The sequence below is a fragment of the Acidovorax sp. SRB_24 genome, assembly GCF_012931925.1.
In genome coordinates, this window is the sequence record NZ_MWOM01000017.1 from 41,734 (window position 1) to 68,440 (window position 26,707).

General features: G+C 70.4%; 20 protein-coding genes. 11 read left to right on the forward strand and 9 right to left on the reverse strand.

What is annotated here, in order from left to right; all coding sequences use genetic code 11:
• The first annotated feature begins 29 nt into the window (after nucleotides 1-29).
• The 5 genes from pyrF to B2J89_RS08425 all read left to right on the forward strand — a co-directional run bounded on the left by pyrF (nucleotide 30) and on the right by B2J89_RS08425 (nucleotide 4,968).
• Nucleotides 30-860, forward strand: coding sequence for an orotidine-5'-phosphate decarboxylase (pyrF, locus tag B2J89_RS08405; protein ID WP_169168700.1), 831 nt, complete (start codon nucleotides 30-32; stop codon nucleotides 858-860).
• Nucleotides 861-891: 31 nt separating this feature from the next.
• Nucleotides 892-1,785 (forward strand): LysR family transcriptional regulator, encoded by an 894-nt coding sequence (locus tag B2J89_RS08410; protein ID WP_169168701.1) that lies wholly within the window; start codon nucleotides 892-894, stop codon nucleotides 1,783-1,785.
• Between the two features lie 107 nt (nucleotides 1,786-1,892).
• A complete protein-coding gene (locus B2J89_RS08415; RefSeq protein WP_169168702.1) occupies nucleotides 1,893-2,873 on the forward strand; it encodes a tripartite tricarboxylate transporter substrate binding protein in 981 nt (326 codons plus the stop codon).
• Nucleotides 2,870-3,844 carry a succinylglutamate desuccinylase/aspartoacylase family protein gene (locus tag B2J89_RS08420; RefSeq protein ID WP_169168703.1) on the forward strand — a complete coding sequence of 325 codons (975 nt, stop codon included), beginning with the start codon at nucleotides 2,870-2,872 and terminating at the stop codon, nucleotides 3,842-3,844. Before B2J89_RS08415 ends, B2J89_RS08420 begins: the two co-directional genes overlap by 4 nt.
• 260 nt (nucleotides 3,845-4,104) lie before the next feature.
• The gene (locus B2J89_RS08425; protein WP_169168704.1) at nucleotides 4,105-4,968 is read left to right on the forward strand and encodes a patatin-like phospholipase family protein; all 864 of its coding nucleotides are present in this window, start codon (nucleotides 4,105-4,107) and stop codon (nucleotides 4,966-4,968) included.
• 196 nt (nucleotides 4,969-5,164) lie between these two features.
• Here the strand turns inward: B2J89_RS08425 and B2J89_RS08430 are convergent, their stop codons facing one another.
• Nucleotides 5,165-6,103 carry an EamA family transporter gene (locus B2J89_RS08430; protein WP_169168705.1) on the reverse strand — a complete coding sequence of 313 codons (939 nt, stop codon included), beginning with the start codon at nucleotides 6,101-6,103 and terminating at the stop codon, nucleotides 5,165-5,167.
• A 349-nt stretch (nucleotides 6,104-6,452) separates the two neighbouring features.
• Between B2J89_RS08430 and B2J89_RS08435 the strand changes: the two genes are divergently transcribed.
• Complete coding sequence (locus B2J89_RS08435) at nucleotides 6,453-8,438, forward strand: methyl-accepting chemotaxis protein (RefSeq protein WP_169168706.1); 1,986 nt, start codon at nucleotides 6,453-6,455, stop codon at nucleotides 8,436-8,438.
• 41 nt (nucleotides 8,439-8,479) lie between these two features.
• Here B2J89_RS08435 and uvrA read toward each other — a convergent pair whose 3' ends face one another.
• Nucleotides 8,480-11,593, reverse strand: coding sequence for an excinuclease ABC subunit UvrA (gene uvrA, locus B2J89_RS08440; RefSeq protein ID WP_169168707.1), 3,114 nt, complete (start codon nucleotides 11,591-11,593; stop codon nucleotides 8,480-8,482).
• 188 nt (nucleotides 11,594-11,781) lie between these two features.
• Here uvrA and B2J89_RS08445 point away from each other — a divergent pair, with 188 nt between their 5' ends.
• The 3 genes from B2J89_RS08445 to B2J89_RS08455 all read left to right on the forward strand — a co-directional run bounded on the left by B2J89_RS08445 (nucleotide 11,782) and on the right by B2J89_RS08455 (nucleotide 14,778).
• Nucleotides 11,782-12,969 (forward strand): MFS transporter, encoded by a 1,188-nt coding sequence (locus tag B2J89_RS08445; protein WP_169168729.1) that lies wholly within the window; start codon nucleotides 11,782-11,784, stop codon nucleotides 12,967-12,969.
• A gap of 164 nt (nucleotides 12,970-13,133) precedes the next feature.
• Nucleotides 13,134-13,685, forward strand: a complete 552-nt coding sequence (gene ssb / locus B2J89_RS08450; RefSeq protein WP_169168708.1) for a single-stranded DNA-binding protein — start codon at nucleotides 13,134-13,136, stop codon at nucleotides 13,683-13,685.
• Between the two features lie 136 nt (nucleotides 13,686-13,821).
• On the forward strand, nucleotides 13,822-14,778 hold the full coding sequence (locus B2J89_RS08455) for a cation diffusion facilitator family transporter (protein WP_169168709.1): 957 nt from the start codon (nucleotides 13,822-13,824) through the stop codon (nucleotides 14,776-14,778).
• A gap of 320 nt (nucleotides 14,779-15,098) precedes the next feature.
• On the opposite strand, the gene B2J89_RS08460 is transcribed toward B2J89_RS08455, so the two are convergent.
• From B2J89_RS08460 to B2J89_RS08475, 4 genes are read right to left on the reverse strand one after another with little or no spacing between them, the layout of a single operon-like run.
• The gene (locus B2J89_RS08460; RefSeq protein WP_169168710.1) at nucleotides 15,099-15,959 is read right to left on the reverse strand and encodes an oxaloacetate decarboxylase; all 861 of its coding nucleotides are present in this window, start codon (nucleotides 15,957-15,959) and stop codon (nucleotides 15,099-15,101) included.
• Nucleotides 15,960-15,996: 37 nt separating this feature from the next.
• Entirely contained in the window at nucleotides 15,997-17,223 is a 1,227-nt protein-coding gene (gene prpF, locus B2J89_RS08465; protein ID WP_318294158.1) for a 2-methylaconitate cis-trans isomerase PrpF, read from the reverse strand.
• A 14-nt stretch (nucleotides 17,224-17,237) separates the two neighbouring features.
• The gene (locus B2J89_RS08470; protein WP_169168711.1) at nucleotides 17,238-18,239 is read right to left on the reverse strand and encodes a tripartite tricarboxylate transporter substrate binding protein; all 1,002 of its coding nucleotides are present in this window, start codon (nucleotides 18,237-18,239) and stop codon (nucleotides 17,238-17,240) included.
• 24 nt (nucleotides 18,240-18,263) lie between these two features.
• Entirely contained in the window at nucleotides 18,264-19,238 is a 975-nt protein-coding gene (locus tag B2J89_RS08475) for a tripartite tricarboxylate transporter substrate binding protein (protein ID WP_169168712.1), read from the reverse strand.
• 207 nt (nucleotides 19,239-19,445) lie between these two features.
• On the opposite strand from B2J89_RS08475, the gene prpR reads away from it, so the two are divergent.
• Complete coding sequence (gene prpR / locus B2J89_RS08480; RefSeq protein WP_169168713.1) at nucleotides 19,446-21,446, forward strand: propionate catabolism operon regulatory protein PrpR; 2,001 nt, start codon at nucleotides 19,446-19,448, stop codon at nucleotides 21,444-21,446.
• A 48-nt stretch (nucleotides 21,447-21,494) separates the two neighbouring features.
• On the opposite strand, the gene B2J89_RS08485 is transcribed toward prpR, so the two are convergent.
• The 3 genes from B2J89_RS08485 to mnmA form a co-directional block, all read right to left on the reverse strand.
• Nucleotides 21,495-22,946, reverse strand: a complete 1,452-nt coding sequence (locus tag B2J89_RS08485) for a bifunctional 2-methylcitrate dehydratase/aconitate hydratase (RefSeq protein ID WP_169168714.1) — start codon at nucleotides 22,944-22,946, stop codon at nucleotides 21,495-21,497.
• A 71-nt stretch (nucleotides 22,947-23,017) separates the two neighbouring features.
• Nucleotides 23,018-23,992: a tripartite tricarboxylate transporter substrate binding protein gene (locus B2J89_RS08490; protein ID WP_169168715.1), complete on the reverse strand. Its 975-nt coding sequence runs from the start codon at nucleotides 23,990-23,992 to the stop codon at nucleotides 23,018-23,020.
• A gap of 402 nt (nucleotides 23,993-24,394) precedes the next feature.
• The gene (gene mnmA, locus B2J89_RS08495; protein WP_169168716.1) at nucleotides 24,395-25,528 is read right to left on the reverse strand and encodes a tRNA 2-thiouridine(34) synthase MnmA; all 1,134 of its coding nucleotides are present in this window, start codon (nucleotides 25,526-25,528) and stop codon (nucleotides 24,395-24,397) included.
• 61 nt (nucleotides 25,529-25,589) lie between these two features.
• Here mnmA and B2J89_RS08500 point away from each other — a divergent pair, with 61 nt between their 5' ends.
• Complete coding sequence (locus B2J89_RS08500; RefSeq protein WP_169168717.1) at nucleotides 25,590-26,549, forward strand: LysR substrate-binding domain-containing protein; 960 nt, start codon at nucleotides 25,590-25,592, stop codon at nucleotides 26,547-26,549.
• Nucleotides 26,550-26,707: the final 158 nt, after the last annotated feature.

Here is a 26,707-nt window from a genome sequence, read left to right on the forward strand (position 1 = left end):
CGGGTGAGGCCAGCTCTAGAATCGCGGCCATGACATTTCTTGACATGCTGCACGCCGCATCCACGCACAACGGCTCGATGCTGTGCGTCGGCCTGGACCCCGAGCCCACGCGCTTTCCTGCCGCCCTGCGGGACGACCCGCGCAAGATCTACGACTTTTGCGCCGCGATCGTGGACGCCACCGCCGACCTGGTGTGCGCCTTCAAGCCGCAGATCGCCTACTTTGCCGCGCACGGCGCCGAAGACCAGCTCGAACGCCTGATGCAGCACATGCGCTGCAACGCACCCCGCGTACCCGTGATCCTCGACGCCAAGCGCGGCGACATCGGCTCCACCGCGCAGCAGTACGCGCGCGAAGCCTTCGAGCGCTACGGCGCCGACGCCGTCACGCTCTCGCCCTTCATGGGCTTTGACTCGGTCGAGCCCTACCTCGACTACCCCGGCAAGGGCGCCTTCCTGCTGTGCCGCACCTCCAACCCCGGCGGCGACGACCTGCAGAACCAGCGCCTGGCCAGCGTCGCGGGCCAGCCGCTGCTGTACGAACACGTGGCGCGCTTGGCGCAGGGGCCGTGGAACCGCAACGGCCAGCTGGGCCTGGTGGTGGGCGCCACCTATCCGGCCGAGATCGAGCGCGTGCGCGCCATTGCGCCGACGCTGCCGCTGCTCATTCCGGGCGTCGGCGCGCAGGGCGGCGATGCCGCGGCCACCGTCCAGGCCGGCTGGCGCCCGGACGGCCCGATCATCGTCAACTCCTCGCGCGCCATCCTGTACGCCAGCAACGGCGCCGACTTTGCGGCCGCCGCGCGCCGCGAGGCCCTGAAGACCCGCGACCTGCTGCAGGCCGCGCGCCCTGGCGCCTGAGCCGCGCCCTCCCCGGCCACCCGACTGCCCGATGCAGCTCAAGTGGCTGGAAGACTTCATCGTGCTGGCGCGCGAACGCAGCTTCACGCGCGCGGCCGAGCTGCGCCATGTCACGCACCCGGCGTTTGGCCGGCGCATCCGGGCGCTCGAAGCCTGGGCGGGCACGCCCCTGGTCGAGCGCCAGGGCGGGCCCGTCACGCTGACGGCGGCGGGGCGCAGCTTTCTGGACTCCGCCGCGCAGATGGCGCGCAACCTCGACCAGTCGCGCGAAGAGCTGCAGGACCTCGCCGGGCGCCAGGGCCGCACCGTGGCGCTGGCCACCGGGCGCACGCTGGCGCGCACCGTCGTGGCCGACTGGCTGGTGCGCTTGGCGCCCGTGCTGCAGGGCGGCGAGCTGCGCATCCTGACGCGCGCGCTGGCCGACACGGTGGCGATGCTCGAGCGCCACGAGGCCGACTTCTCGCTGGTCTACGACCACCGGGCGCTGGCCATTTCGCTCGATGCGCGCCAGTTCGCCCATGTCACCGTGGCCTCCGACCGGCTGGTGCCGGTGTCGCGGGCCGGCGCCCAGGGCACCGCCCTGCACCGCCTGGGCAGCGAGCACGCCGTGCCCTATCTGGCCTATGCGCCGCAGCTCGCGCTGGGCAGGCTCGTCGAAGACCACCTGGCCCGCCACCCGCAGGCGCCGCGCCTGCAGCGCCTGGTGGAGTGCGACTCGGCCGACGCGCACTATGAATACGCGCGCAAGGGCCTGGGCGTGGCCTGGCTGCCATGGTCGATGGTGCACGCCGACTGCCACGGCGGCCACCTGGCACTGGCCGGCGGTGAGGGCCTGGAGGTGCACTTCGACGTGCGCCTGTACCGCCCCAAGCGGCGCCTGTCGCCGCTCGCGGAGACCGTCTGGAAAGCCATCGCGGAGCGCTGAGCGCGGCAGGGCGCGCGGTCGAAACGGCACGGCCGCGTGCCACTTCGGCACCGCCGCAGGGGTGGCCCGTTCGCACAATGGGGCGCACACCCACAAGGAGACCGCGAATGAACCGACCCCACGCACTGCGCCGCGCCACCGTGCTGGCCGCCCTGGCCCTGCTGGCCAGCGGCTTTGCCAGCGCCCAGGACGCGCCCTACCCGAGCAAGCCCATCACCATCGTGGTCGGCTACCCGCCCGGCGGCAGCACCGACCTGACGGCGCGCACTGTCGCCACCGAGCTGGGCCAGCGCCTGGGCGTGCCGGTGGTGATCGAGAACATCGGCGGTGCCGGCGGCGCCATCGGCGCGCAGAAGGTGGCCAGCGCCGCGCCCGACGGCTACACGCTGCTGGTGGGCGCGAGCAACGAGATCGCCATCAACAAGCTGGTGACGAAAAAGGTCAAGTACGACATCCAGGACTTCACCGCCATCGGCCTGATCGCCACGCAGCCGCTGGTGCTGGTGGCCTCGACCCAGGCGGGGCCGAAGACGGCGGCCGAGTTCGTGCAGAAGGTGTCGCAGAACCCCGGCAAGTTCAGCTACGGCAGCTCGGGCGTGGGCACCTCGCTGCACCTGGCTGGCGAAATGGTCAAGCAGCAGGGCAGGCTGTTCATGACGCACATCCCCTACCGCGGCGTGGCGCCGCTGACCAACGACCTGATGGGCAACAACATCGAGTACGGCGTGTTCGTGCTCTCCAGCGGCCTGCCGCACATCAAGAGCGGCAAGGTGATCGCGCTCGGAACGACCGAGGCCAAGCGCGCGCTGCAGACGCCCGACATTCCGGCCCTGGCCGAATCGCCGCAGTTCAAGCACCTCGACATCGGCGTCTGGTTCGCGCTCATGGCGCCGGCCCACCTGCCCAAGCCGGTGCAGGAGAAGATCAAGAAGGCGCTCAACGAGACGCTGCAGTCGCCCGACTTCCGCAAGAAGCTCGAGGCCAGCGGCTCCACCGTCTCGGCCACCCACGTCGACATCGACCGGTTCCTGGCCGCCGAAGTGGCCAAGTACCAGAAGATCGTCGCCTTTGCCAAGATCGAAGAATGAGCGCGCCGTCCCTGGCTTTTGACCTGCCCGCGCCCGACCTCGCCGCCTGGCGCGACGGCAACACCGGCACCGAGGGTGTCTGGCACTTCGACTCGGGCCGGCCCGGCCGCCGCGTGCTGCTCAGCGCGCTGGTGCACGGCAACGAATTGTGCGGCGCCTGGGCGCTCCAGGGCCTGCTCGAAGCGGGCCTGCCCCCGCAGCAGGGTGCGCTCACGCTGGCGTTCTGCAACCTCGGCGCCTTCGACCGCTTCGACCCCGCGGCCCACGACACCGCGCGCTTCACCGACGAGGACCTGAACCGCCAGTGGCTGGACGCGCGCATCGATGCCGGCGACACGCGCGAGCGCCGCCGCGCCGCGCAGCTGCGCCCCTTCGTCGCCCAGGCCGACTGGCTGCTCGACCTCCATTCGATGCACGAGCCCTCGGCGCCGCTCTTGCTCACCGGCATGCAGCCGCGCAACCTGGAGCTGGCGCGCACGCTGCGCAGCCCCGAGCACATCGTGGTCGATGCCGGCCACCAGGACGGCGTGCGCATGCGCGACTACGGGCGCTTCGGCCTGCCCGACGCGCAGGCGCCGGACACGCGCTCGCTGCTGGTCGAATGCGGCTTCCACGGCGACCCGGCCAGCCGCGCCGTGGCGCAGGACCTGTGCGTGCGCTTCATCGCCGCCTCGGGCGTGGTCGACGCCGCCGAACTGGCGCGCCGGCTGCCCGGCTGGCGCCAGAGCGACGCGCCGCGCCAGTGGGCGCTCGAAGTGACCGGCGCGGTCGTCGCCCGCAGCAGCGGCTTTCGCTTCAACGCGCCGTTCACCGGGCTGGAGGTGATAGCAAAAGCCGGCACCGTGATCGGCGACAACGACGGCGAAGCCGTCGCCACGCCGTACGGCGACTGCGTGCTCGTGATGCCGTCCACGCGCCAGGCGCGCGCCGGCGTCACGGTGGTGCGCTGGGCGCGCCGGCGCCTGCTCTGAATCGCAGTCAAAAAAGTGAGCTGCTTGCGCACGCCACACCTTGATTGGAGGCATATTTCTATCTGAAACATATATGGAGCCGGCGCAGAAAGCTCCTGTTTTTGATGAAAAAAGCGGACTCCGAGGCCGATGGCTGCCGATGGACCCGGACGCCAGGCAGGCTGCGCGCAGGGGCATGGCGCCGTCCCACGCGGCAGTAATATGGGCGTTCCGCCGCACGCCGGGACGGCCGCGGTGGTATCGGCAGCAGGGAGGCGCAGATGGAATCCACGGCCCAGGGCAAGACCGCCTTTGTATTTGCCGGCGGCGGCAGTTTCGGCGCGATCCAGGTCGGCATGCTGCATGCGCTGGTGGCCCATGGCGTGCAGCCCGATCTGGTGGTGGGCGCCTCGGTCGGCGCCATCAATGGCGCGTATTTCGCGGGCGATCCGACGCTGGCCGGTGTGGAGCGGCTGGAGGCGCTCTGGTGCAATCTCAAGCGCAGCACCCTCTTTCCCATGACTTTCAGCCGCCTGGCCGGCCTGTTTTCGCGTTCGCCGGCGCTGGTCGATGCCAGCGGGCTGCAGGCCTTGATTGCACAGCATTTGCCCTACAGCCGGTTGGAGCAGGCGGCGCTGCCGATGCATGTGGTCGCCACCGAGCAGCTGCACGGCCATTCGGTCTGTCTGTCGTCGGGGCCGGCCGTGGAGGCGATCCTGGCCAGTTGCGCGATCCCGGCGATCTTTCCGCCGGTGCGGGTGGGCAAGGATTACCTGATCGACGGCGCGATCGCCGGCAACACCCCGGTCATGGCGGCGGTGGCGCTGGGGGCGACCCGGCTGGTCGTGCTGCCCACCGGCTATGCCTGCGCCTTGAGCGCGCCGCCGGCCAGCGCCATCGCCAGTGCGCTGCACGCGCTCAACATGCTGATCGCGCACCAGCTGGTGCAAGACCTGGAGTTGCTGGCCGATCGCTTCGAGGTGCTGACGGTGCCGCCGCTGTGCCCGCTGGCGGCCTCGGCCTACGATTTTTCGCGCGCGCACGAGCTGATAGAGCGGGCCAAGAAAAATACCCGGCGCTGGCTGGAGGGCGGCGGCCTGCAGCGGCCGGGCGTTCCGGGCGCGCTGCGACCGCATGTGGATTGAGACGGGTCCAGCCCATCAAAATGCCTTGCATGGGGGCGGATTCCCATGCATTGCGCGTGCAGGCACCGGCTCTGAATTCAAAAAAGTGAGCTGCTTGCGCTCGCCATACCTTGGTTTCATGCACATTTCTATCTGAAACATAGATGAAGCCGACGCAGGCAGCTCCTGTTTTTGATATGCACCCCGCGCCGTGCCGCTACCGGGCGCCCCAGCGCGGCCCCAGCACCACGCACAGCAGGGCCAGCACCACGCAGGCCACGCCGGCCCACTGCCAGGGCGTGACCACCTCGCCCAGCACCAGCAGGCCCGCCGCCAGCCCGACCACGGGCACGCCCAGGCTGAACGGCGCCACGCGGTTGGCCGGGTGGCGCGTGAGCAGGCGCGTCCACAGACCATAGCCGAGCACGGTGGCGGCCCAGCCCAGGTAGGCGACCGACAGCCAGCCCAGCAGCGGCACGCCGGCCCAGGCCGCGCCCTGCAGCCAGCGGCCGGCGTCGGGATCGAGCCAGGCCGACAGCGCCACAAAGGGCAGCACCGGCACCAAGCAGCTCCAGACCACGAAGGCCAGCGGGTCGTAGCCGGGCGCCTTCTGGTTCACGAGCCGCGCCACGATGTTCGAGCCCGCCCAGGAGCTGGCCGCGCAGAGCGTCAGCAGCAGGCCGGCCAGCGTGGTGTCGGCCGCGCCCGCGCCGCTGGCGCCGAGCTGGCCCAGGGCAAAGCACAGCAGGCCCAGCGCGGCCAGGCCCATGCCCCACTGCAGCGGCCGGCCGGGCCGCTCCTGCAGCAGCGCGAAGCCAAACAGCGCCGTGAAGAACACCTGCGTCTGCATCAGCACGCTGGCCAGCGCCGCCGTCATGCCCACCTGCAGCGCCACGAACAGAAAGCCGAACTGCCCCAGGCCCTGCAGCAGCCCGAACAGCACCACCCAGCGCCAGTGCACGCGCGGCGCGCGCACCAGCAGCACCAACGGCAGTGCCGCGCACAGGTAGCGCGCCGCCCCGAGCTGGAAAGGCGTGAAGCTGCGCAGCCCCCACTTCATGGCGACAAAGTTCAGCCCCCACAGCACCACGACGGCCAGCGCGGCCAGCAGATCGCGCGCCGACATCGGGGCCTGGGCCGCCGCGCGGCCGCTCATGGGCGGGCGTCGGCGGTGGGCCCCGTCGGGCCTGCGGCGCCAGCGCGGCGGTGGGCGCGGTGTGCGGCAGGCAGGGCAGGCGGCAAGGGGAGGAGCATGGCAGGGCGGCGCGTGCGGCGCGCCGGCAACAGGGCGGAAGCGCCATTATGGCCAGACGCTTGCCGGGCGCTGGCGCCTGCGCGGTCCCGTCCGCGACCGCCCGCCGCGGCCGGATTGACGTGCGTCAATGCGGCCGCGGGGCGCAGGCGTACATTCGCGCTGTTTACATTAAGTTGCACTTCAAGCGGGACATGGACGGGCGGTTCTTCACCGCGCCTTCCGCTCGCCGCCTGGAGGCTGACCCCTGTCCATGCCTTTTCTCCATCGCCTCCACCTGCTGCAAAAATTCCTCATCCTGGGGGTGATCGGGCTCATGATGAGCGTGCCGCCCACCTGGGTGGCCGTGCGCCAGGCGCTGGACGACATCGCCCAGGCACGGCGGGAGGTGCAGGGCGCAGCGCCGCTGCGGGCACTCAACGAGGTGCTGCAGCTGCTGCAGGTGCACCGCGGCCTCTCGGCGGCCATGCTCGGGGGCAACGAGGCACTGGCCGCGCGCCGCCCGGCCGTGCGCGACGCGCTCGCCAGCGCTATCCGCATGGTGGATGCGCGCCTGGCCGCGGCCCCCACCCCGGCCGCGCCGCTGGCCCAGTGGGCGCAGCTGCGCCAGCGCTGGCAGGCGCTGGAGCCGGCGGTGGCCGCGCGCCAGCTGCCGCCCGCGCAGAGCATGGCGCAGCACAGCGCCCTGATCGCCGCCGTGATGGAGCTGAGCGAAACCCTGCTGCATGCCTACGGCCTGCAGACCGACCCGCACGCCGACACGCACGCCATCATCCAGGCCGCGCTGGTGCACGCGCCGATGCTGGCCGAAAAGCTCGGCGTGATGCGCGCCCAGGGCACGGGCTTCCTCGGCCAGGGCGAGCTGCCGCCCCAGGGGCGCGGCCAGTTGCTCGTGCTGCAGCAGCGCGCGGCCGAACTGCAGAGCCAGACCTTTCGCAGCTTTGCGCGCGCCGGGGCCGCCAACCCCGCGCTGGCCCAGGCGCTGGGCACGGCGCAGCAGAGCGTGCAGGGCCAGGTCGACGCCGCCCTGCAGCTGGCCGAGCGCGAGCTGCTCGCCGCCGAGGTGCTGCGCTTGGCGCCGCACGCGTACTTCGACGCCTTCACGCGCAGCATCGACGCGCTGTATGCCTTCAACGGCCAGGCGCTGGAGCGGCTGGGCGACACCTTGAACGCCCGCGCGGCCTCCCTGCAGCGCGACCTGTGGCTGCTCGTCGTGGCGCTGGCCGGCACGCTGGCGCTGACCTGCGCGCTGGCCCTGGTGTTCGTGCGCTCGATCACCGAGCCGCTGGCCCAGGCGGTGCAGCTGGCGCGCGCCGTGGCGCTCGGCGACCTCGGCGGCACCGCCCTGGTCCATGGCACGAACGAGGTCGGCCAGCTGCTGGCCGCCTTGCAGCAGATGCGCGAGCAGCTCATGCGGGTGGTGCGCAACGTGCGCGGCGGCGCCGAGAGCGTGGCGATTGCCAGCGTGCAGATCGCGCAGGGCAACACAGACCTGTCGGCCCGCACCGAAAGCCAGGCCAGCGCACTCGAGCAAACGGCCGCCTCCATGGAGCAGCTCAGCTCCACCGTGGCGCAAAACGCCGACAGCGCGCGCCAGGCGAGCGCGCTGGCCGAGAGCGCCAGCACCGTGGCCGTGCAGGGCGGCGCCGTCGTGGGGCAGGTCATGGAGACCATGCAGGGCATCAACGAGGCGTCGCACAAGATCGCCGACATCATCGGCGTGATCGACTCGATCGCGTTCCAGACCAACATCCTCGCGCTCAACGCCGCCGTCGAGGCGGCGCGCGCGGGCGAGCAGGGCCGCGGCTTTGCGGTGGTGGCCAGCGAGGTGCGCTCGCTCGCCGGGCGCAGCGCCGAGGCAGCGCGCGAGATCAAGGCGCTGATCGGCGCGAGCGTGGCGCGCGTGGAGCAGGGCAACGCCCAGGTCCACCGCGCGGGCGCCACCATGACCGACGTGGTGGGCGCGATCCGCCGCGTGACCGACATCGTGGGCGAGATCAGCGCCGCCAGCCGCGAGCAGTCGCTGGGCGTCTCGCAGGTGGGCGAAGCGGTCACGCAGATGGACCAGGTGACGCAGCAAAACGCCGCCCTGGTCGAAGAGATGGCCGGCGCCGCCAGCAGCCTCAAGGGCCAGGCCGAAGACCTGGTGCAGGTGGTGTCGGTGTTCCGCCTCGAGGGCGATGGCGCTGCGGTGGCCCCTGGGGCCGCAGTCGGCCCCAGGGTGATACAAATTCAATAGCTGTCGGCGCTGGCTGCACCAGCGTAAAACCGCTTTTTGGTCTAAATTCCGCGCCCCTGCGCCAGGTAGCGCGCCAGGTAGCGCCCTGTGTGGCTGGCCGGGTTGTCCGCCAGCATCTCGGGCGTGCCCACGCCCACCACGGTGCCGCCGCCGGCGCCGCCCTCGGGGCCCATGTCGATGAGCCAGTCGGCGGTCTTGATGACGTCGAGGTTGTGCTCGATCACGACGATGGTGTTGCCCGCGTCGCGCAGCTGGTGCAGCACTTTCAGGAGCAGGTCGATGTCGGCGAAGTGCAGGCCGGTGGTCGGCTCGTCGAGGATGTAGAGCGTGCGGCCGGTGTCGCGCTTGGAGAGCTCCTGCGCGAGCTTGACGCGCTGCGCCTCGCCGCCCGAGAGCGTGGTCGCGCTCTGGCCCAGGCGGATGTACGACAGCCCCACCTGCAGCAGCGTCTGCAGCTTGCGCGCAATGGTCGGCACGTCCTGGAAGAAGGCGTGCGCGTCCTCCACCGTCAGGTCGAGGATCTGCGCGATGTTGCGACCCTTCCACTGCACTTCGAGCGTCTCGCGGTTGTAGCGCTCGCCGTGGCAGAGGTCGCAGGGCACGTAGACGTCGGGCAGGAAGTGCATTTCCACCTTGACGACGCCGTCGCCCTGGCAGGTCTCGCAGCGCCCGCCGGCCACGTTGAACGAGAAGCGCCCCGGTCCGTAGCCGCGCTCCTTGGCGGTATTGACCTCGGCCATCAGCTCGCGGATCGGCGTGAACAGGCCGGTGTAGGTCGCAGGGTTGCTGCGCGGCGTGCGGCCGATGGGCGACTGGTCGACGTTGATGACCTTGTCGAAGTACTCGATGCCGACGATCTCGGCGTGCGCCGCCGGCTCGTCGTGCGCGCGGTAGAGCTGGCGCGCCACGGCCTTGTGCAGCGTGTCGTTGACCAGCGTGCTCTTGCCCGAGCCCGAGACGCCGGTCACGCAGGTGAACAGGCCAACGGGAAAGTCGACGCTGACGTTCTTCAGGTTGTGGCCCGTGGCGCCGACCACGCGCAGCGCCTGCAGCGCGCCCTGGCGCGCGTGGTGCTCGGCCAGGCGCTCGGCGCGCCGTTGGCCCGCTTCGGTGGCCGGAAAGCGCGATTTGCCCGCCGGGGCCGGCGCCGCGGCGGGCGCGGCGCGCGCCGGCAGCCAGGGCGTGCGCCGCGCGGGCACGGCAATCTGCAGCGTGCCCGCGAGGTACTGGCCGGTGAGCGAATCGGGGTCGTCGCGCACCTCGCCGTAGGTGCCCTGGGCCATCACGCGCCCGCCGTGCACGCCGGCACCCGGACCCATGTCGATGATCTGGTCGGCCGCGCGCATCATGTCCTCGTCGTGCTCGACCACGATCACGCTGTTGCCGATGTCGCGCAGGTGCTGCAGCGTCGCGATCAGGCGGTCGTTGTCGCGCTGGTGCAGGCCGATGCTGGGCTCGTCGAGCACGTACATCACGCCCGTCAGGCCCGAACCGATCTGGCTGGCGAGGCGAATGCGCTGCGCCTCACCGCCCGAGAGCGTCTCGGCGCTGCGGTCCAGGCTCAAATAGTTCAGGCCCACGTCGTTGAGGAACTGCAGGCGCGTGGCGATCTCGCGCACCACCTTGTCGGCGATGTCGGCCTTGGCGCCCGACAGCTGCAGCGCGGCAAACCAGGCGTGCGCCTCGCTCAGCGTGGCGTGGCTGATGTCGAAAATCGCCTTCGCGTCTGCGCCCTCGCCCAGCTTCACGTGGCGCGCCTCGCGGCGCAGGCGCGCGCCGTGGCAGTCGGGGCAGGGCTGGGTGCTGCGCAGGCGCGCCAGGTCCTCGCGCACCACGGTGGAGTCGGTCTCGCGCCAGCGCCGCGCCAGGTTGGGCAGGATGCCCTCGAACGGGTGGTGCTTGACGAGCGGCTTGCCCTGGTTCGGCCCGCTGTCCACCAGGTAGTGGAAGGCAATGTCCTCGTCGCCCGAGCCGTGCAGCACGGCGCGCTGCACCCTCTCGGGCAGGCTCTCGAAGGGCGCCTCGATGTCGAAGCCGTAGTGCCGCGCGAGGCTCTCGAGCAGCGCGAAGTAGTGGGCATTGCGCCGGTCCCAGCCCTTGATGGCGCCGCTGGCCAGGCTCAGGCCGGGGAAGGCCACGACCCGCGCCGCATCGAACACCTCGCGTTGGCCCAGGCCGTCGCAGGCCGGGCACGCGCCCAGCGGCGAGTTGAACGAGAACAGGCGCGGCTCGAGCTCGGGCAGCGAATAGTTGCAGACCGGGCAGGCGAACTTACTGCTGAACAGGTGCTCGGCGCCGCTGTCCATCTCGAGCGCCAGCACGCGCCCGCCGGCCTCGGCGCCGCCCACGCCCTCACCCACCCGCAGCGCGGCCTCGAAGCTCTCGGCCAGGCGCTGCTGCAGGTCGGAGCGCACCTTGACGCGGTCGACCACGACGTCGATGTTGTGCTTCTCGGCCTTCTTGAGCGCCGGCAGGTTGCCGTGCTCATAGACCTGGCCATCGACCCGGAAGCGCACATAGCCGCGCGCCTGCATCTCGGCAAACAGCTCGGTGAACTCGCCTTTCTTCTCGCGCGCCACGGGGGCCAGGACCATCAGCCGCGTCTCGGGCGGCAGCGCCAGCACCGCGTCGACCATCTGGCTCACGGTCTGCGACTGCAGCGCCAGGCCGTGGTCGGGGCAGTAGGGCGTGCCGGCGCGCGCGTAGAGCAGGCGCAGGTAGTCGTGGATCTCGGTCACCGTGCCCACGGTGGAGCGCGGGTTGTGGCTGGTGGCCTTCTGCTCGATGGCAATGGCGGGCGAGAGGCCCTCGATCAGGTCCACATCGGGCTTGTCCAGCCGCCCGAGGAACTGGCGCGCATAGGTCGAGAGGCTCTCGACATAGCGGCGCTGGCCTTCGGCATAGAGCGTGTCGAACGCCAGGCTCGACTTGCCCGAGCCCGACAGCCCGGTGACCACGACCAGCTGGTTGCGCGGGATGTCGAGGTCGATGTTCTGCAGGTTGTGCGTGCGCGCGCCGCGGATGCTGATGCGCGCCTGCTGGCGTAGCACCTGGGCCAGCGGACGGCCTTCGGATTCAGGCGGGGCGGCCGCGGGGCGGGGGGGGACGGGAGGGTTCACGGTGGGCGCGCGCCTGGGCTGGGGGAAACCCCCCATGATAGCCAGGGCGCCGGCCGCAGCGGGCCGCGGCCAGCGCTCTGGATCGCGCACAATGGGCGCTTTTGTTGCCAACGCCGCCCCGCGCCCCAGGCGCTGCCCGCGTGTTCGAGCCCACCGTGCCCCCATCGACCCGTGTTTCCACCGCCGCGCCCGCGTCCGCGCCGCCGGCTCCCCCGTCCACCGCGATGACGGCGCTCGAGCGCCGCTCCAGCGTCTCGCTGGCGCTGATCTTCGCCCTGCGCATGCTGGGGCTGTTCCTCGTGCTGCCGGTGTTCGCGCTCGAAGCCCGCAAGTACCCGGGCGGCGACGACCCGGCGCTGGTCGGCCTGGCCATGGGCATCTATGGCCTCACGCAGGCATTCCTGCAGCTGCCGCTGGGCATGGCGTCGGACCGCTTCGGGCGCAAGCGCGTGATCGTGCTGGGCCTGCTGGTGTTTGCCGCGGGCAGCCTGCTGGCGGCGCTGGCCGACACGCTCACCGGGCTGCTCGTGGGCCGCGCGCTGCAGGGCGCGGGCGCGGTGTCCGCGGCCGTCACGGCCCTGCTGGCCGACCAGACGCGCGACGCGGTGCGCACCAAGGCCATGGCGCTGGTGGGCGGCAGCATCGGCCTCATGTTTGCCGTGGCGCTGGTGGCCGCGCCGCTGCTGGCCGCGCACATCGGCCTGACCGGGCTGTTCGCGCTGACCTGCGCGCTGGCGCTGGCCGGCGCGGCGGTCGTCGTCTGGTGGGTGCCGCCCGAGCCGGCACAGCATGCCAACGCGCCGCGCGGGCGCCTGGCCGATGTCTGGAAAAACGCCGACCTGCTGCGCCTGAACTTGGGCGTGTTCGTGCTGCACACCGTGCAGATGGCGATGTGGGTGGCCGTGCCGGCGCTGCTGGTGCAGGCGGGCCTGGGCAAGGACCAGCACTGGCAGGTGTATTTGCCGGCGGTGGTGCTGTCCTTTCTGTTCATGGGCGCGCTGTTTGCGCTCGAGCGGCGCGGGCGCCTGCGCGGCGCGCTGCTGTTGTCGATTGCGCTGGTGCTCGCGGTGCAGGCCGGCCTGGGCTGGCTCGGCTGGGACGCGGCCAGCGGCCAGGCGCCCGCGCTGTGGACGCTGGGCGCCCTGCTGTTCGTGTTTTTCTGCGGCTTCAACGCGCTCGAGGCCAGCCAGCCCAGCCTGGTCTCGCGCATGGCGCCGGCCGCGCTGCGCGGCGCGGCGCTGGGCACCTACAACACGCTGCAGTCGCTGGGCCTGTTCGCCGGTGGCGCGCTCGGCGGCGCGCTGCTCAAGTGGGCCGGCGCGCCGGGCCTGTTTGCCGCGACGGCGCTGCTGACGGCGCTGTGGCTGGTGCTGACCTGGCCGCTCAAGCCCGTGGCGCGCGCGCCGCACTGACGCCGACTGCGCCGGGGCCCGCAGCACGCCGGTTTGCTGCCGCGCCATTGCCGCCGCGCTGGAGGGGCGATGGGGCACAATTGCAGCGCGCAGTGGCGCACTTTTGCACTGGCCGTAGTGCCGTTCTGTTCCCCTCTTCTTCATTCTCTACAGGCCCCACCACCATGGCATCGATCAACAAAGTCATCATCGTCGGCAACCTCGGGCGCGACCCCGAAATGCGCACCTTCCCCAGCGGCGACCAGGTCGCCAACGTCACCATCGCCACCACCGACAAGTGGAAAGACAAGCAGAGCGGCGAGATGCGCGAGGCCACCGAGTGGCACCGCGTGGTCTTCAACGGGCGCCTGGCCGAAATCGTCGGCCAGTACCTGCGCAAGGGCTCGCAGGTCTACGTCGAAGGGTCGTTGCGCACGCGCAAATGGACCGACCAGGCCGGGGTTGAAAAATTCACCACCGAGATCCGCGCCGACAACATGCAGATGCTGGGCGGCCGCCAAGGCATGGGCGGTGCCGCCCAGGGCGGCGGCTACGACGACGGCGGCTACGGCGACGCCGCCGGGGGGGGCGGCTACGAAGCGCCGCGCCGCGCCGCGCCAGCGCCCGCCGCGCGCCCTGCCGCCGCACCCGCATCGCGTCCAGCGCCCGCGCCCATGGCCCCGCCCCCGCGCGCGGCTTCGGGTTTTGACGACATGGACGACGACATCCCGTTCTGATTCGGACAACGCAGGCCCTGCAGATACCAGACGGGCACTGCGCCAAGAGCGAAATACCCGTCCAATCGGCACCAAGCGCTTATCCTAGCTGCGTCTGAAGCTATTGTTTAAATAGCAAACCAACGGATGCCCTGCCATGGCCGAATCCAAAGCCGCGATCTATGGCGCCATTGCCGCCAACGTGGCCATCGCCACCACCAAGTTCATCGTGGCCGGCGTGACGGGCAGCGCGGCCATGCTGTCCGAAGCCGTGCACTCCACGGTCGACACCGGCAACGGCCTGCTGCTGCTGGTGGGCCTGCAGCGCAGCAAGCGGCCGGCGTCGCGCGCGCACCCGTTCGGCCATGGCAAGGAGCTGTACTTCTGGAGCCTGATCGTCGCCGTGCTGATCTTCGGGCTGGGCGGCGGCATTTCCATCTACCAAGGCGTGCAGCACATGCGCGCACCCGCGCCGCTGAGCGACCCGTTCTGGAACTATGTGGTGCTGGGATCGGCAGCGCTGTTTGAGGGCGCGAGCTTCTTCATTGCCCTGCGCCAGTTCAGAAGCGAAGCCGAAGGCCGGCCGTTCTGGCGTTCGCTGCACGCCAGCAAGGACCCGTCCGTCTACACCGTGCTGGCCGAGGACGGCGCAGCGCTGCTGGGCCTGCTGTTGGCGGCGTTGGGCGTGTACGCCAGCCATGCGCTCGACCTGCCGGTGCTGGACGGTGCGGCGTCGGTGGCCATCGGCCTGCTGCTGGCGGGGGTGGCGGTGCTGCTGATGCGCGAATCGCATGGCCTCTTGATTGGCGAGGGCATCCGGCGCGACACGGCCGATGCCATCGTGGCGCTGGCCGAGGCGCATGCGGCCGTGGCGCGCGCCCGGCCGCCGTTGTCGATGTACATGGGCCGCGACGAGGTGTTGCTGGCCATGGACGTGGAATTCGTAGTCGGCACCTCGGCCGACACGATGGTGAACACGGTCGAGGCCATCGAGCGCGAAATCGGCGGGCGTTACCCGCGCATCAACCGCATCTACATCGAGGCGCGGCGCAGTGGCGTACCCCCTCCGAGCGCCTCGGGCGCTGCACCTGGGCTGCAACGTCCCCAGCTGTGAGCCGTCAAGAGGTGGTTTGCAGATTGGAGCCTGGACCCTGGACCCTGGTGGTAGCCAGGGTGGCTTCGCTGCCGGAGGGGTACGGGCCAAGCCACTTGCTGGCGGTCTGCGCTGCAACGCACTGAGCGGCCGCAGCCGGTGGCTCCCGGCCCCCCAAAGCTCATCTGTTTGACCCTCCCGAGTCGGCTCGCGAAGGTAAGTCGGCCATGCTTCTGGGTGTTCATTGGGGTGGGCGTTCGGCGCCGATTGGGTGTTTGGCGACTTCCCATCCGGACGAACACCGGAACCTATTGAAGCTGCACCGCTCGCCTGCGGCGGGTTCAGCCGTACCGGCGCTCCAGCGCATCCCACTGCGGCTTGCCCACCAGGCGCTGGCGTTCGGCAAAGGGCGCCACGAGCGCCGGGTCTTCGTCTATGCGGCGCGTGTCGCGCAGCACGGTCAGCGCCTTTTGCATCCCGGCCACGGCGCCTTGCAGCGCTGCGTTGGCGTACAGCACGAGGCCGTAGCCCAGGCCGGCGAGTTCCTCGGCGCTGAAGATCGGCGTCTTGCCGCCGATCACCATGTTCATGAGCTGGGGCCGGGCCAGGCGCTGGGGCAGGGCGCGGATCTCGTCGGCGCTGGTCACGGCCTCGACGAACAGGATGTCGGCACCGGCCTCGCTGTAGCGCTGCGCGCGTTCGACAGCGGCTTCGAAGCCGTGGCTGGCGCAGGCGTCGGTGCGCGCCAGGACGAGGGTGCCTTCGTCGCGGCGGGCGTCCACGGCCGCCTTGATCTTGCCGAGCATTTCTTCTGTGCTGACGACGTCCTTGCCACTGAAGTGGCCGCAGCGCTTGGGCGAGACCTGGTCTTCGAGCTGGATGCAGTCGGCACCGGCGCGCTCGAGCGTGCGCACGGCATGGTAGGTGTTGAGCGCGTTGCCAAAGCCGGTGTCCGCGTCGACGATCAGTGGCAGCTCGACCGCGTCGCGGATGCGCGCCGTGTGGTCGGCGATGTCGGTCAGGCCCATGAAGGCCTGGTCGGGCAGGCCGAACCACATGTTGGTGACGCCGGCGCCCGTGACGTAGAGGGCTTCAAAGCCCAGGTCGGCCACGACACGGGCCGAGAGCGCGTTGAAGGCGCCGGGCACGATCACGCCGCGGCGGGCGTCGACCAGGGCGCGCAGTTGTTGTTTGGTGTTCATGGGAGGTGTTGTCGGTTCAGGGAAATGGCTGCAGCGCTCAGTGCGCCGCAGGCGAAGCCGGCGCGGTATGCCACAAGCGTTCGGGCACCAGCACCTCGCCGCGCATCAGGCAGCGTGCGCTGCGCGAGAGCGTGGCGGTGTCGGCCACCCAGGCGCCATCGACCTGGCGCACCTGGGCGCCCGCCGAGGCGCGGCCCGAGGGGTGGCCCAGGCGCAGCGGCTGTCCCGGCGGGGGCGCGGCGCCGTGGGCTAGGTGGGCGATCTGGTGCGCCAGCGTGCCGGGCAGGGCCGCGGCCACGGCCAGCGCGACCACGCCGGTGCCGGGCACGGCGTGGTGCACCGCGCCCATCGAGAGCATGCGCACCAGCAGGTCGGTGTCGTGCGCCGCCAGCGTGCGCCCGTCCGAGCAGGCATGGGCTGCGGGCGCGGCCAGCAGCGCGATCTTGGGTGTCGCGGGCCGGTGCTGCGTGGCTTCCTCGGCGCTGGTGGCCAAGCCCATGCGCACGGCGGCATGGGCGCGGATGGCCTCGCACTGCGCCAGCAGATCGGGGCGCTGGTTGAGCTGCGCGGGCAGCTCGGTGCCGGCCAGGCCCAGGCGCGCGGCGCGCACCAGCACGGTGGCGTTGCCCGCGTTGATGCAGCTGACCTTGACCTCGCCCAGGCCCGGCACCTGCAGCCGCTCGCACGCCAAGCCCGTGGGCAGCAGCGGTTGCGTGGCGCTGCCCGCCGGGTCGTGGAAGTCGAGCCGGATCTCGGCGCTGCCAAAGGCCACGCCGTCGAGCGCGTAGTCGCCGTCCTCGACCACCTGGCCATCGGCCACCGGCACATGCGCGGTGATGCGCTTGCCGATGTTCGCCTGCCAGATGCGCACCGTGGCCATGCCGTTGCGCGGTGCGCCATCGACCAGGCCGCGCAGCAGCGCGAACGGGCCCACGGCGGCGCTGAGGTTGCCGCAGTTGCCCGACCAGTCGATCAGGGGCTCGGTGATGGAGACTGCGCCAAAGAGGTAGTCCACGTCGCAACCGGGCCGGCTGGAGCGGCTGACCAGCACCACCTTGCTGGTGCTGCTGGTGGCGCCGCCCATGCCGTCGATGTGGCGTGCGTAGGGGTCGGGGCTGCCGACTGCGCGCAGCAGCACGGCATCGCGCAGCGCCGGGTCGGCGGGCAGGTGCCGGGGCTCGAAGAATACGCCCTTGCTCGTGCCCCCGCGCATGTACAGCGCGGCCAGGGCCCGCTGCGGTGCGGTGAAAACGCTGTCGACCACGGTGCGGGCTCCACTCAGTCGATGGAGATGTTGGCGTTGCGGATCACCGGCGCCCACTTGGCCCGCTCTTCGGCCAGGAACTTGCCGAATTCCTCGGGCGTGCCACCGACGATTTCGCCGCCCGAGCTTTCGATCATGGTGCGCACGTCGGCGTCCTTGAGCGCCGCGTTCACGGCGGCGTTCAGGCGCTTTACGATGGGCATCGGCGTGCTCGCAGGAGCCACCATGCCCAGCCAGTTGTAGGACTCGAACTTGCTGATGCCGGCCTCGTCGAGCGTGGGAACGTTGGGCAGCACCTTGAGGCGGTGCCTGCTGGAGACGGCCAGCGCGCGGATCTTGTTGCCCTGGATGGCGGGCAGCGCCGAGTAGCCCATCTCGAACATGAACGCCAGGTGGCCGCCCATCAGGTCGGTGGCCGCCAGCGCGCCGCCCTTGTAGGGCACGTGCACCAGGTCGGTCTTGGTCTGGTAGGCCAGCAGTTCGCCCGAGAGGTGGTGCGCGCCGCCCACGCCCGAAGAGCCAAAGGTCAGCGTATTGGGCTTGGCCTTGGCTGCGGCAATCAGTTCGGCCACGGTCTTGAAAGGCTGGGTGGGCGAGCTCACCAGGATCAGCGGCGCCTCTTCGATCAGGATGATGGGCTGCAGCTCGCGCTGGGCGTCATAGGGCAGCTTCTTCATCAGCATGGCGTTGGTCACCATCGGGCCGGGCGAGGCAAAACCGAAGGTGTGGCCGTCCGTGGCCTTGGCGATTACGTCGGTGCCACTGACGCCCCCGGCGCCGCCACGGTTGTCGATCACGACGGGCTGGCCCAGCGCCTGGCCCATCTTTTCGGCGATGCGGCGCGCGCGCGTGTCGGCAAAGCCGCCGGCGGCGTAGGGCACGATTAGCTTGACCGGGCGCGTGGGCCAGGCGCCGGCCGCCTGCGCCGCGGCGGGGGTGGCGGTCAGGGCCGGGAAGGCCAGAGCGCAGCCCAGGGCGGCGAGGTGGAGGGCGGATTTTCTGCGGGAAACAGGCATTGCGGTGTTCTCGGTCGGCGGAGGTTATTGCTCTTGCATGCGGGCGGCCTTGACGATTTCGCCCAGGCGCTTGCGCTCTGCATCGGTGAATTTGATGAACTCGGCGCGCGTGCCGCCGATGGGTTCGATGCCCAGGCCCTTGAGCTTCTCGACGGTGGCTTTTTCATGCATGGCCTTGTCCACAGCGGCGGCGAGCTTGTCGAGGATCTCGGTGGGCGTGCCGCGCGGCGCGTGCAGGCCAGCCCAGTGTGCGATCTGCAGGTCGGGAAATCCTTGTTCGACCGCGGTGGCCAGCTGGGGATAGGCCGAGATGCGCTGTGTCCAGGTGGTGGCCAGCGGCTTGAACTTGCCGTCGCGGATGATGTGCGGCAGCGCGATGATGCTGGCCTCGGACGTTCCCTCCACCTGCCCGCCCAGCACGGCCGTGGTGCTCTCCGAGCCGCTCTTGTACGGCACGGGCTGCAGCTGTGCACCGTACTTCACGTTGAGCATTTCGGCGACAAAGTGCGGCGTGCTGCCGGTGCCGGCGGTGGCGAAGTTGAAGCCAACGCCTTTCTTGGAGGCCTCGACGAAGTCGCGCAGGTTGGTGTAGGGCGCGTTCTTGGGCACGACGATCACCGACGGGGCCAGGCCGATCATCACGGCGGGCACCAGGTCCTCATCCTTGAACGGCATGGACTTCTTGATGAGGCTGTTGGAGATCACGCCGGCCGCGCTGATCAGGAAGGTGTAGCCGTCGGGCGCACTCTTGGCCACCACGTCGGCGCCGAGCGTGCCACCGGCGCCGGGGCGGTTCTCCACGATCACGCTTTGGCCCAGCACGCGTCCTGCGCCCTCGGCGGCGGCGCGCGCCATCAGGTCGTTGGCACCGCCAGCAGAAAACGGAACGATGAAGCGTACGGGCTTGGTGGGCCAGTTTTGCGCGTGGGCGGGCGCCAGCGCGCACAGTGCGGCGGCCGCGGCGCACAGCAAGCAAAGGCGCTTGTTCAAATTGGGCATGTGTTCTGTCTCCACGTGAAAAATGCAATGGTCAGGCCAGGCGGGAGCGCGGCCCTGCACCGGTAACGCAAGCACCGTGCCATCTCGGCGCAACCCCTGCATTTCACGGAATGCGCCTTGCAGATGGCCGTGTTAGCGCCTGCGTCGCGAGAGCCTGCTCAACAGTGAGAAAATCAGTTTCATATTTGAAATGAAATTGAAGCATTGATGAAGCGTTTCCTCCCCGACGCGGCACCGCCGTCCATGGCCTTGCCGCGCGTGGTGGCCGTGGGACGCTACCGCCTGCACCGGCTTTTGCAGCGCCTGCTGACCGAGCCCGCGCTGGTGGCTGGCCTGCAGGTCGAGGTGATGGACCTGGCGTTCGACGAGGCGCTGGCGGCCTTGAAGGCCGCGCATGCGCACTCGCCCATCGACGCCGTGGTAGCGGGCGGCGCCAGCGGCGCCTACCTGCGCGCGCACCTGGACATTCCGATCGCCATCGTCGAGGTGCGCAGCGAGGACTGGATGGAGGCGCTGGCGCAGGCGCGCGCGCTGTCGCCGGCCGTGGCCCTGGTCACCAGCGGTGCACCGTCGCAGGCGTTCGCACGGCTCGATGCGCTGTTTGGCATGGGCGTGTCGCAGTACGCCTATACGGACGAGGAGAGCGCGCGGCGCTGCGTGCATGCGCTGCAGGCCGCCGGGGTGCAGGTCGCGGTGGCGCCGGGCCTGGTGGCCGATCTGGCCGAGCAGGCCGGGCTGCGCAGCGTGTTCCTGTATTCCGAAGGGGCGGTGCGCGCGGCGCTGGCCGATGCGCGCCGCATGGCCCACCGCGCCCACGCCCACCGCGCGCGCACCGAGCGGCTGCGCACCATCCTGGCCCAGCTGCAGGACGGCGTGGTGGCGGTGGACCAGCTCGGGCGCATCGAGGCCCTGAACCCGGCCATGGCCCGCGTGCTCGGCGGCGAGGTGCCGTCGTTCCATGGCCGCCTGCTGGCCGAGGTGGCGCCCGCCCTGAGCGTGAGCACCATCCTGCGCGGCGCAGCGCCTCCCGGCGACGAGGTGCTGCGCATCGGTGCGCGCATGGTGGTGGCGCGGCGCACGCCGCTGTGGGAGCAGGGCGCCATCACCGGCGCGCTGGTGGTCTGCCGCCACCCCGAGGCCATCCAGCGCGCCGACCGGCGCCTGCGCGCCAATCAGGGCGCGCTCGACGCCCAGGCACGCCACCGCCTCGACGACTTTTGCGGCAGCAGCGCGCCCGCGCAGCAGGTGCGCGAGCTGGCGCGCCACTGCGCCGCCACCGATGCCACGCTGCTCATCACCGGCGAGAGCGGCTGCGGCAAGGAGCTGGTGGCCCAGGGCGTGCACCGCGCCAGCGCGCGTGCGAGCCAGCCCTTCCTGGCGGTGAACTGCTCGGCGCTGGGCGAAAGCCTGCTCGAGAGCGAGCTGTTCGGCTACGAAGACGGCGCCTTCACCGGCGCGCGGCGCGGCGGCAAGCCCGGCCTGATCGAGGCCGCCCACACCGGCACGCTGTTTCTCGACGAGATCGGCGACATGCCGCTGGCCCACCAGACGCGTTTGCTGCGCGTGCTGCAGGAGCGCGAGGTGCTGCGCATCGGCGCCACGCAGCCAGTGCCGGTGGACATCCGCGTCATCACGGCCACGCATGCCGACCTGCAGGCGCTGGTGGAAGCCGGCAGGTTCCGCCGCGACCTATATTACCGGCTGGCCGTGCTGCGCATGGCTGTGCCGCCGCTGCGCGAGCGCCCCGGCGACATTGCCGGGCTGGCGCACCATTTCCTGGCGCGCCAGCAGGCGGGCCGCGGTGCGGGCGCCCAGGCCACCAACGCCCGGCTGCTGGACAGCGTGCTGCAGCGCGCGCATGGCTATGCTTGGCCCGGCAACGTGCGCGAGCTGCGCAATCTGGTGGAGCGCTTGCTGGCCTGCGAGGGTTATGTGGCGCCGCAGGGACAACTGGACGAGGCGCGCTGGCACAGCCTGTTTGCCGAGTTTTCTGGTGTGGCTGGAGCGGCACTCCCCGCATGCGGCGCCACGTTGCCTGTGGCACAGGGGCTGAGAGCGGCGCGCCACGCAGCGGAGTGGCAGCGCGTGCGCGAAGCGCTGGCGCAGGTGCAGGGAAACCAGGCCGCCGCCTGCGCGCTGCTGGGCATCAGCCGGGCCACGCTGTGGCGCCGGCTCAAGGCCATGGAGGCGGCGCCGGCGCTGCCTTGAAGGCCGCGCGCCAACTCCCACGCGCTCTGGCGCAGAGCGCTACAGCGTTTAAATCACATACAGATCAACGTACTCGTGCACCGGCATGGCAGCCAGTTGCGCGGGGTCGAGCGACACCGCCAGAATGGCATCCTGCTGCTTTTGCGGAAAGCGCCGCGCGAGGTTGGTGCGGAACTTGGCTTCGAGCAGCGGAATGCCGTCGGCGCGGCGGCGGCGGTGGCCTACGGGGTATTCCACCGCCACTTCGGGCAGCTTCGATCCATCGTTGAACTCGACGCTGAGCGCGTTGGCAATGCTGCGCTTGTCGGGGTCGTGGTAGTCCCGCGTGTACTGCGCGTCTTCGACGCAGTGAATCTTGGCGCGCAAGCGGTCGATGCGCGGGTCGGCGGCGCGGCGTGCTTCGTAGTCGGCGGCCGTGAGATTGCCGAAGATCAGCGGCACGGCCACCATGTACTGGATGCAGTGGTCGCGGTCGGCCTCGTTGTTCAGCGGGCCCTGCTTGTCGATGATGCGGATGCAGGCTTCGTGCGTGCGGACCGTGATCTTGTGGATGTCGTCCACCGTCTTGCCTGCGGCCTTGAGTGCGCCATGCAGCGTGATGGCGGCCTCGACCGCAGTCTGGCTGTGGAACTCGGCCGGAAAACTGATCTTGAACAGCACATTCTCGGCCACGTAGGAACCGTAGGGGCGCTGGAACTTGAATGGCTGCCCCTTGAACAGCACGTCGTAAAAACCCCAGGTCTTGGCTGTGAGCGCGCTCGGGTAGCCCATCTCTCCGGTCTGTGCGATCAGCGCCAGGCGCACGGCGCGGCTCGTGGCATCGCCCGCGGCCCAGCTTTTCCGGCTGCCGGCGTTGGGCGCATGGCGGTAGGTGCGCAGGCTCTGGCCATCGACCCAGGCGAGCGACACGGCGGCCAGGGTTTCGTGGCGCGTCAATCCCAGCAACTGCGACACCACGGCGGTCGATGCCACTTTGACCAGCAGGACATGGTCCAGGCCGACCTTGTTGAACGAGTTCTCCAACGCGATCACGCCCTGGATTTCATGCGCCTTGACGATGGAAGTGAGCACGGCTTGCATGGTCAGCGGCGTTTTGCCGGCGGCGACGGCCGTGCGGCTCAGCCAGTCGGCCACGGCCAGGATGCCACCCAGGTTGTCGCTCGGGTGGCCCCATTCGGCCGCGAGCCAAGTGTCGTTGAAGTCGAGCCAGCGGATCAGCAGCCCGATGTTGAACGCGGCCTGCACCGGGTCGAGCTGCAACTGCGTGCCGGGTACCTTGGCGCCGTGCGGCACCATAGTGCCCTTGACCACGGGGCCGAGCAGCTTGCAGGCGGCCGGGTACTCGAGCGATTCGAGGCCGCAGCCCAGTGTATCGATGAGGATGTGGCGCGCCGTGGCGAGCGCCAGCTCGGAGGTGACTTCGTAGCCCAGGGCGTAATCGACGATATCGACGATGACCTGGTCGTAATCGGGACGGACGTTGCTGACAGGTGAAGACATGCTTTCTTTCGGGTCTGGGACATAGAAAACGCGAGAACGGAACGGACAAAAGGAAACGGGCTGGCGCGGCCTCATTCGGTGCGGATGCCGGCATCGCGCACCACTTTGCCGTACCGCAGGATCTCGGCCTGCAGCAGCGCGCCAAATTGCTCGGGCGTGCCACCGGCCGCGCCCACGCCCGTGGGCTCGAGTCGGTCTTCCATGTCCTTGGCCTTGAGCACGGCATTGAGCTCGCTATTGAGTCTGGCGATCACGGCCGGCGGCACGCCCTTGGGCGCCACCAGGCCGTGCCAAGCCACCACGTCGTAGTCGGGCAGGCCGCTTTCGGCCACCGAGGGGATGTCGGGGTAGGACGGCAGCCGGCCGGCCGTGCTCACGGCCAGCGCGCGCAGCTTGCCGGCCTTGACGTGCTGCATCATGCCCTCGGTGCCGCCAAACAGCATGTCCACATTGCCGGCCAGCAGGTCATTGATGGCCGGGCCGGTGCCCTTGTAGGGGATATGGGTGGCTTTGGCCTTGGCCAAGTCAAGCAGGTACTCGGTCACCACATGCAGGTGGCCGCCCAGGCCACTGGAGGCGAAGGTGAGCTTGCCCGGTTCCTTACGCAACAGGGCCAGCAGCTCCGGCAGGGTTTTGACGGACAGCTTGGGGTTGACGCACAGCACATAGGCCCCGCGCGAGAGCTGGATCACCGGCGCAATGTCGGCCACCGGGTCGAAGTTGAGCTTGTACAGCGCGGGGTTCACTGTGTAGCTTCCGGCCACCAGCAGCAGCGTGTAGCCGTCGGGCGCGGCCCTCACACCGATTTCGGTGCCCAGCGTGCCGCCCGCGCCAGGCCGGTTTTCCACCACCACTGGCTGACCCAGGCGCTCGGCCAGCCGCGTCGACGCCACCCGGGCAATGAAGTCCGATCCGCCGCCCGGTGCGAAAGGGCAGACGATGCGGATCGGCTTACTCGGGTAGGCCGCCTGGGCCCGGCTGGAGAGCGGGCCGACAAGGCTGCCGAGCGCGAGCGCGCGGGTGAAGGTTCTGCGGTCGAGGGTCATGGGTGGTTTCCTGGTCTGTGGCAGTGGAGGCCGTGCGCTGCGCGCGCGGCGACAGGCATTGCACTGCTTTCCCGCAGAGCTGTCCTTAGGATTTACGCGAAGAGCGCGGCGCAGCAGGTATGCGCCGTATTCGGGGGGGCGGGCGAGGTATCGCTTTGGGGGGCGTTAGCTGTGAGCCGTCAAGAGGTGGTTTGCAGATTGAAGCCTGGACCCTGGTGGTAGCCAGGGCGGCTTCGCTGCTGGAGGGGTACCGGCTAAGCCACGTCCTGGCGGTCTGCGCTGTAACGCGCGCTGACCGGGCTGCCGGTGGTGGTCCTCCCGCTGGGGCGGTGAGGCAGGCAAGCGCAGCGCAGGTGGCTGGCGCGCTGCCGGGGGCAGTGGCCGGGCGGCCAGCCGCCCGCTCTAGCTGGCGATGGCGCCGTGTGCGCGGCCGACACTGGCGATCACGCCGCCGCCCAGGCACACCTCGCCGTCGTAGAGCACGGCACTCTGCCCGGGCGTGACGGCCCACTGCGGCTCGGGAAACTGCAGGCCAAAGCCGGCCGTGTCCGCGCCCGCGAGCGTGCAGGCCGCATCCTGCTGGCGGTAGCGCGTCTTGGCCGCATAGGCGCCGGGGGCCGGCGCGTGGCCCGCGGTCCAGCTCGCGTCCTGGGCGTCCAGGCGGTGCGAGAGCAGCCAGGGGTGATCGTGGCCCTGCACCACGCGCAGCACGTTGGTGCCGAGTTCCTTGCGCGCCACGAACCACGGCGCATGCTCGCCGCCGCCGCGCTGCGCGCCCTTATCCTTGACGCCGCCTATCCCTAAGCCCTGGCGCTGGCCCAGCGTGTAGAAGGACAGGCCCACATGGCGGCCGAGCTTGCGCCCGCGCTCGTCCAGGATGGGCCCGGGAGCATGCGCGATGTAGCGGTTCAAAAACTCGCGGAACGGCCGCTCGCCGATGAAGCAGATGCCCGTGGAGTCCTTCTTCTTGGCGTTGGGCAGGCCGATCTCGGCGGCGATGCGGCGCACCTCGGTCTTGTGCAGCTCGCCGACAGGGAAGAGCGTTTTGGCCAGCTGCGCCTGTGTCAGCCGGTGCAGGAAATAGCTCTGGTCCTTGGACGGATCGAGCCCCTTGAGCAGCTCGAACAGGCCGCTGTGGGCGTTCTGGCGCACGCGCGCGTAGTGCCCGGTGGCGATCTTCTCGGCGCCCAGGCGCATCGCGTGGTCGAGGAAGGCCTTGAACTTGATCTCGGCGTTGCACAGCACGTCGGGGTTGGGCGTGCGCCCGGCCTGGTATTCGCGCAGGAACTCGGCGAACACGCGGTCCTTGTATTCGGCAGCGAAGTTGACGTGCTCGATCTCGATGCCGATCACGTCGGCCACCGCGGCGGCGTCGACGAAGTCGATGTTGGACGAGCAGTATTCGCTGTCGTCATCGTCTTCCCAGTTCTTCATGAAGATGCCGACCACCTCGTGGCCCTGCTGTTTGAGAAGGTGGGCCGTGACGGCGGAGTCCACCCCGCCAGACAGGCCGACCACGACGCGCTGCTTGTTCATAGGTGTGCGATTATCCCAGCCATCACGTAGTGTGATGTGTGACAGGGACAAGGAAACTCCAATGGAATTGCGGCAATTGCGCTACTTCGTGCGCATCGTCGAACTCGGCTCCATGGGCCGGGCTGCGATCGACCTCGACGTGGTGCAGTCGGCGCTGAGCCAGCAGATCAGCCGCCTCGAAGGCGAGCTGTGCACCCGGCTGCTGCAGCGCACGGCCAAAGGCGCCGTGCCCACCGAGGCCGGGCTGGCCTTCTTCCGCGAGGCGCAACTGGCGCTGCGCCACGCCGACCAGGCCGCGCGCGCGGCGCAGCAGGCGCGCCTGACGGGCACCGTGAGCGTGGGCCTGTCGCCGACCACGGCCTCGGTGCTCGGCGTGCCGCTGATGCGCGCCATGCACGAGCGCTACCCCGACGTGCGCCTGCACATGGTGGGCAGCCTCTCCGGCCACCTCTCCAACATGCTCAACGCGCGCCAGCTCGACCTGGCCGTGCTGTTCGATACCCAGCCGGCGCGCCGCTGGAGCGTACTGCCGCTGCTCGAGGAGCGCCTGTTTTTGATCCGCTCGACCCGCCACCGCGCGCCGGACCAGGCGCCGCTGCCGCGCCAGGTGTCCCTGGCCGCGCTGGAGGCCGAGCCGCTGATCCTGCCCACCGGCCCGCACGGCCTGCGCAGCCGGCTCGACACGGCGTTTGCCCAGGCGCGCGTGGCGCCGTGCATGGCCATGGAAATCGACTCTCTCGAGCTGCTGATGGACGCCGTGGACATGGGCCTGGGCAGCACCATCCAGCCCTGGGCCGCCGTGGGCCGCTACAGCGACGCGGCGCAGCGCTTCGAACTGGCCGAGATCGAGGACGGCCCGGCCTTCCGGCCCGCCGCGCTGTGCAGCCTGTCGGACGACGAGCTCTCGCCGGCCGCGCTCGCGGCGCGCGTCGTGCTGGCCGACTGCGTGCGCGAACTGGTGCAGTCGGGCCAGTGGATTGGCGCGGCGCTGGTGGCGCCCGCCGGCCCTCCCCTGCACTGACCCTGCGCTCCGGCACCGTCGGGGTTTGCCACCACCCACCCATCACGATTCGTGATGGGGCCATGCCCGCACGCCCCCTGCGCAGGCGGCGGTGTTCTTCCTACAGTCGGCCCTCCCCGATGAATGGAAGATCCACCGTGTCCGCCCCTGCCTTGCCT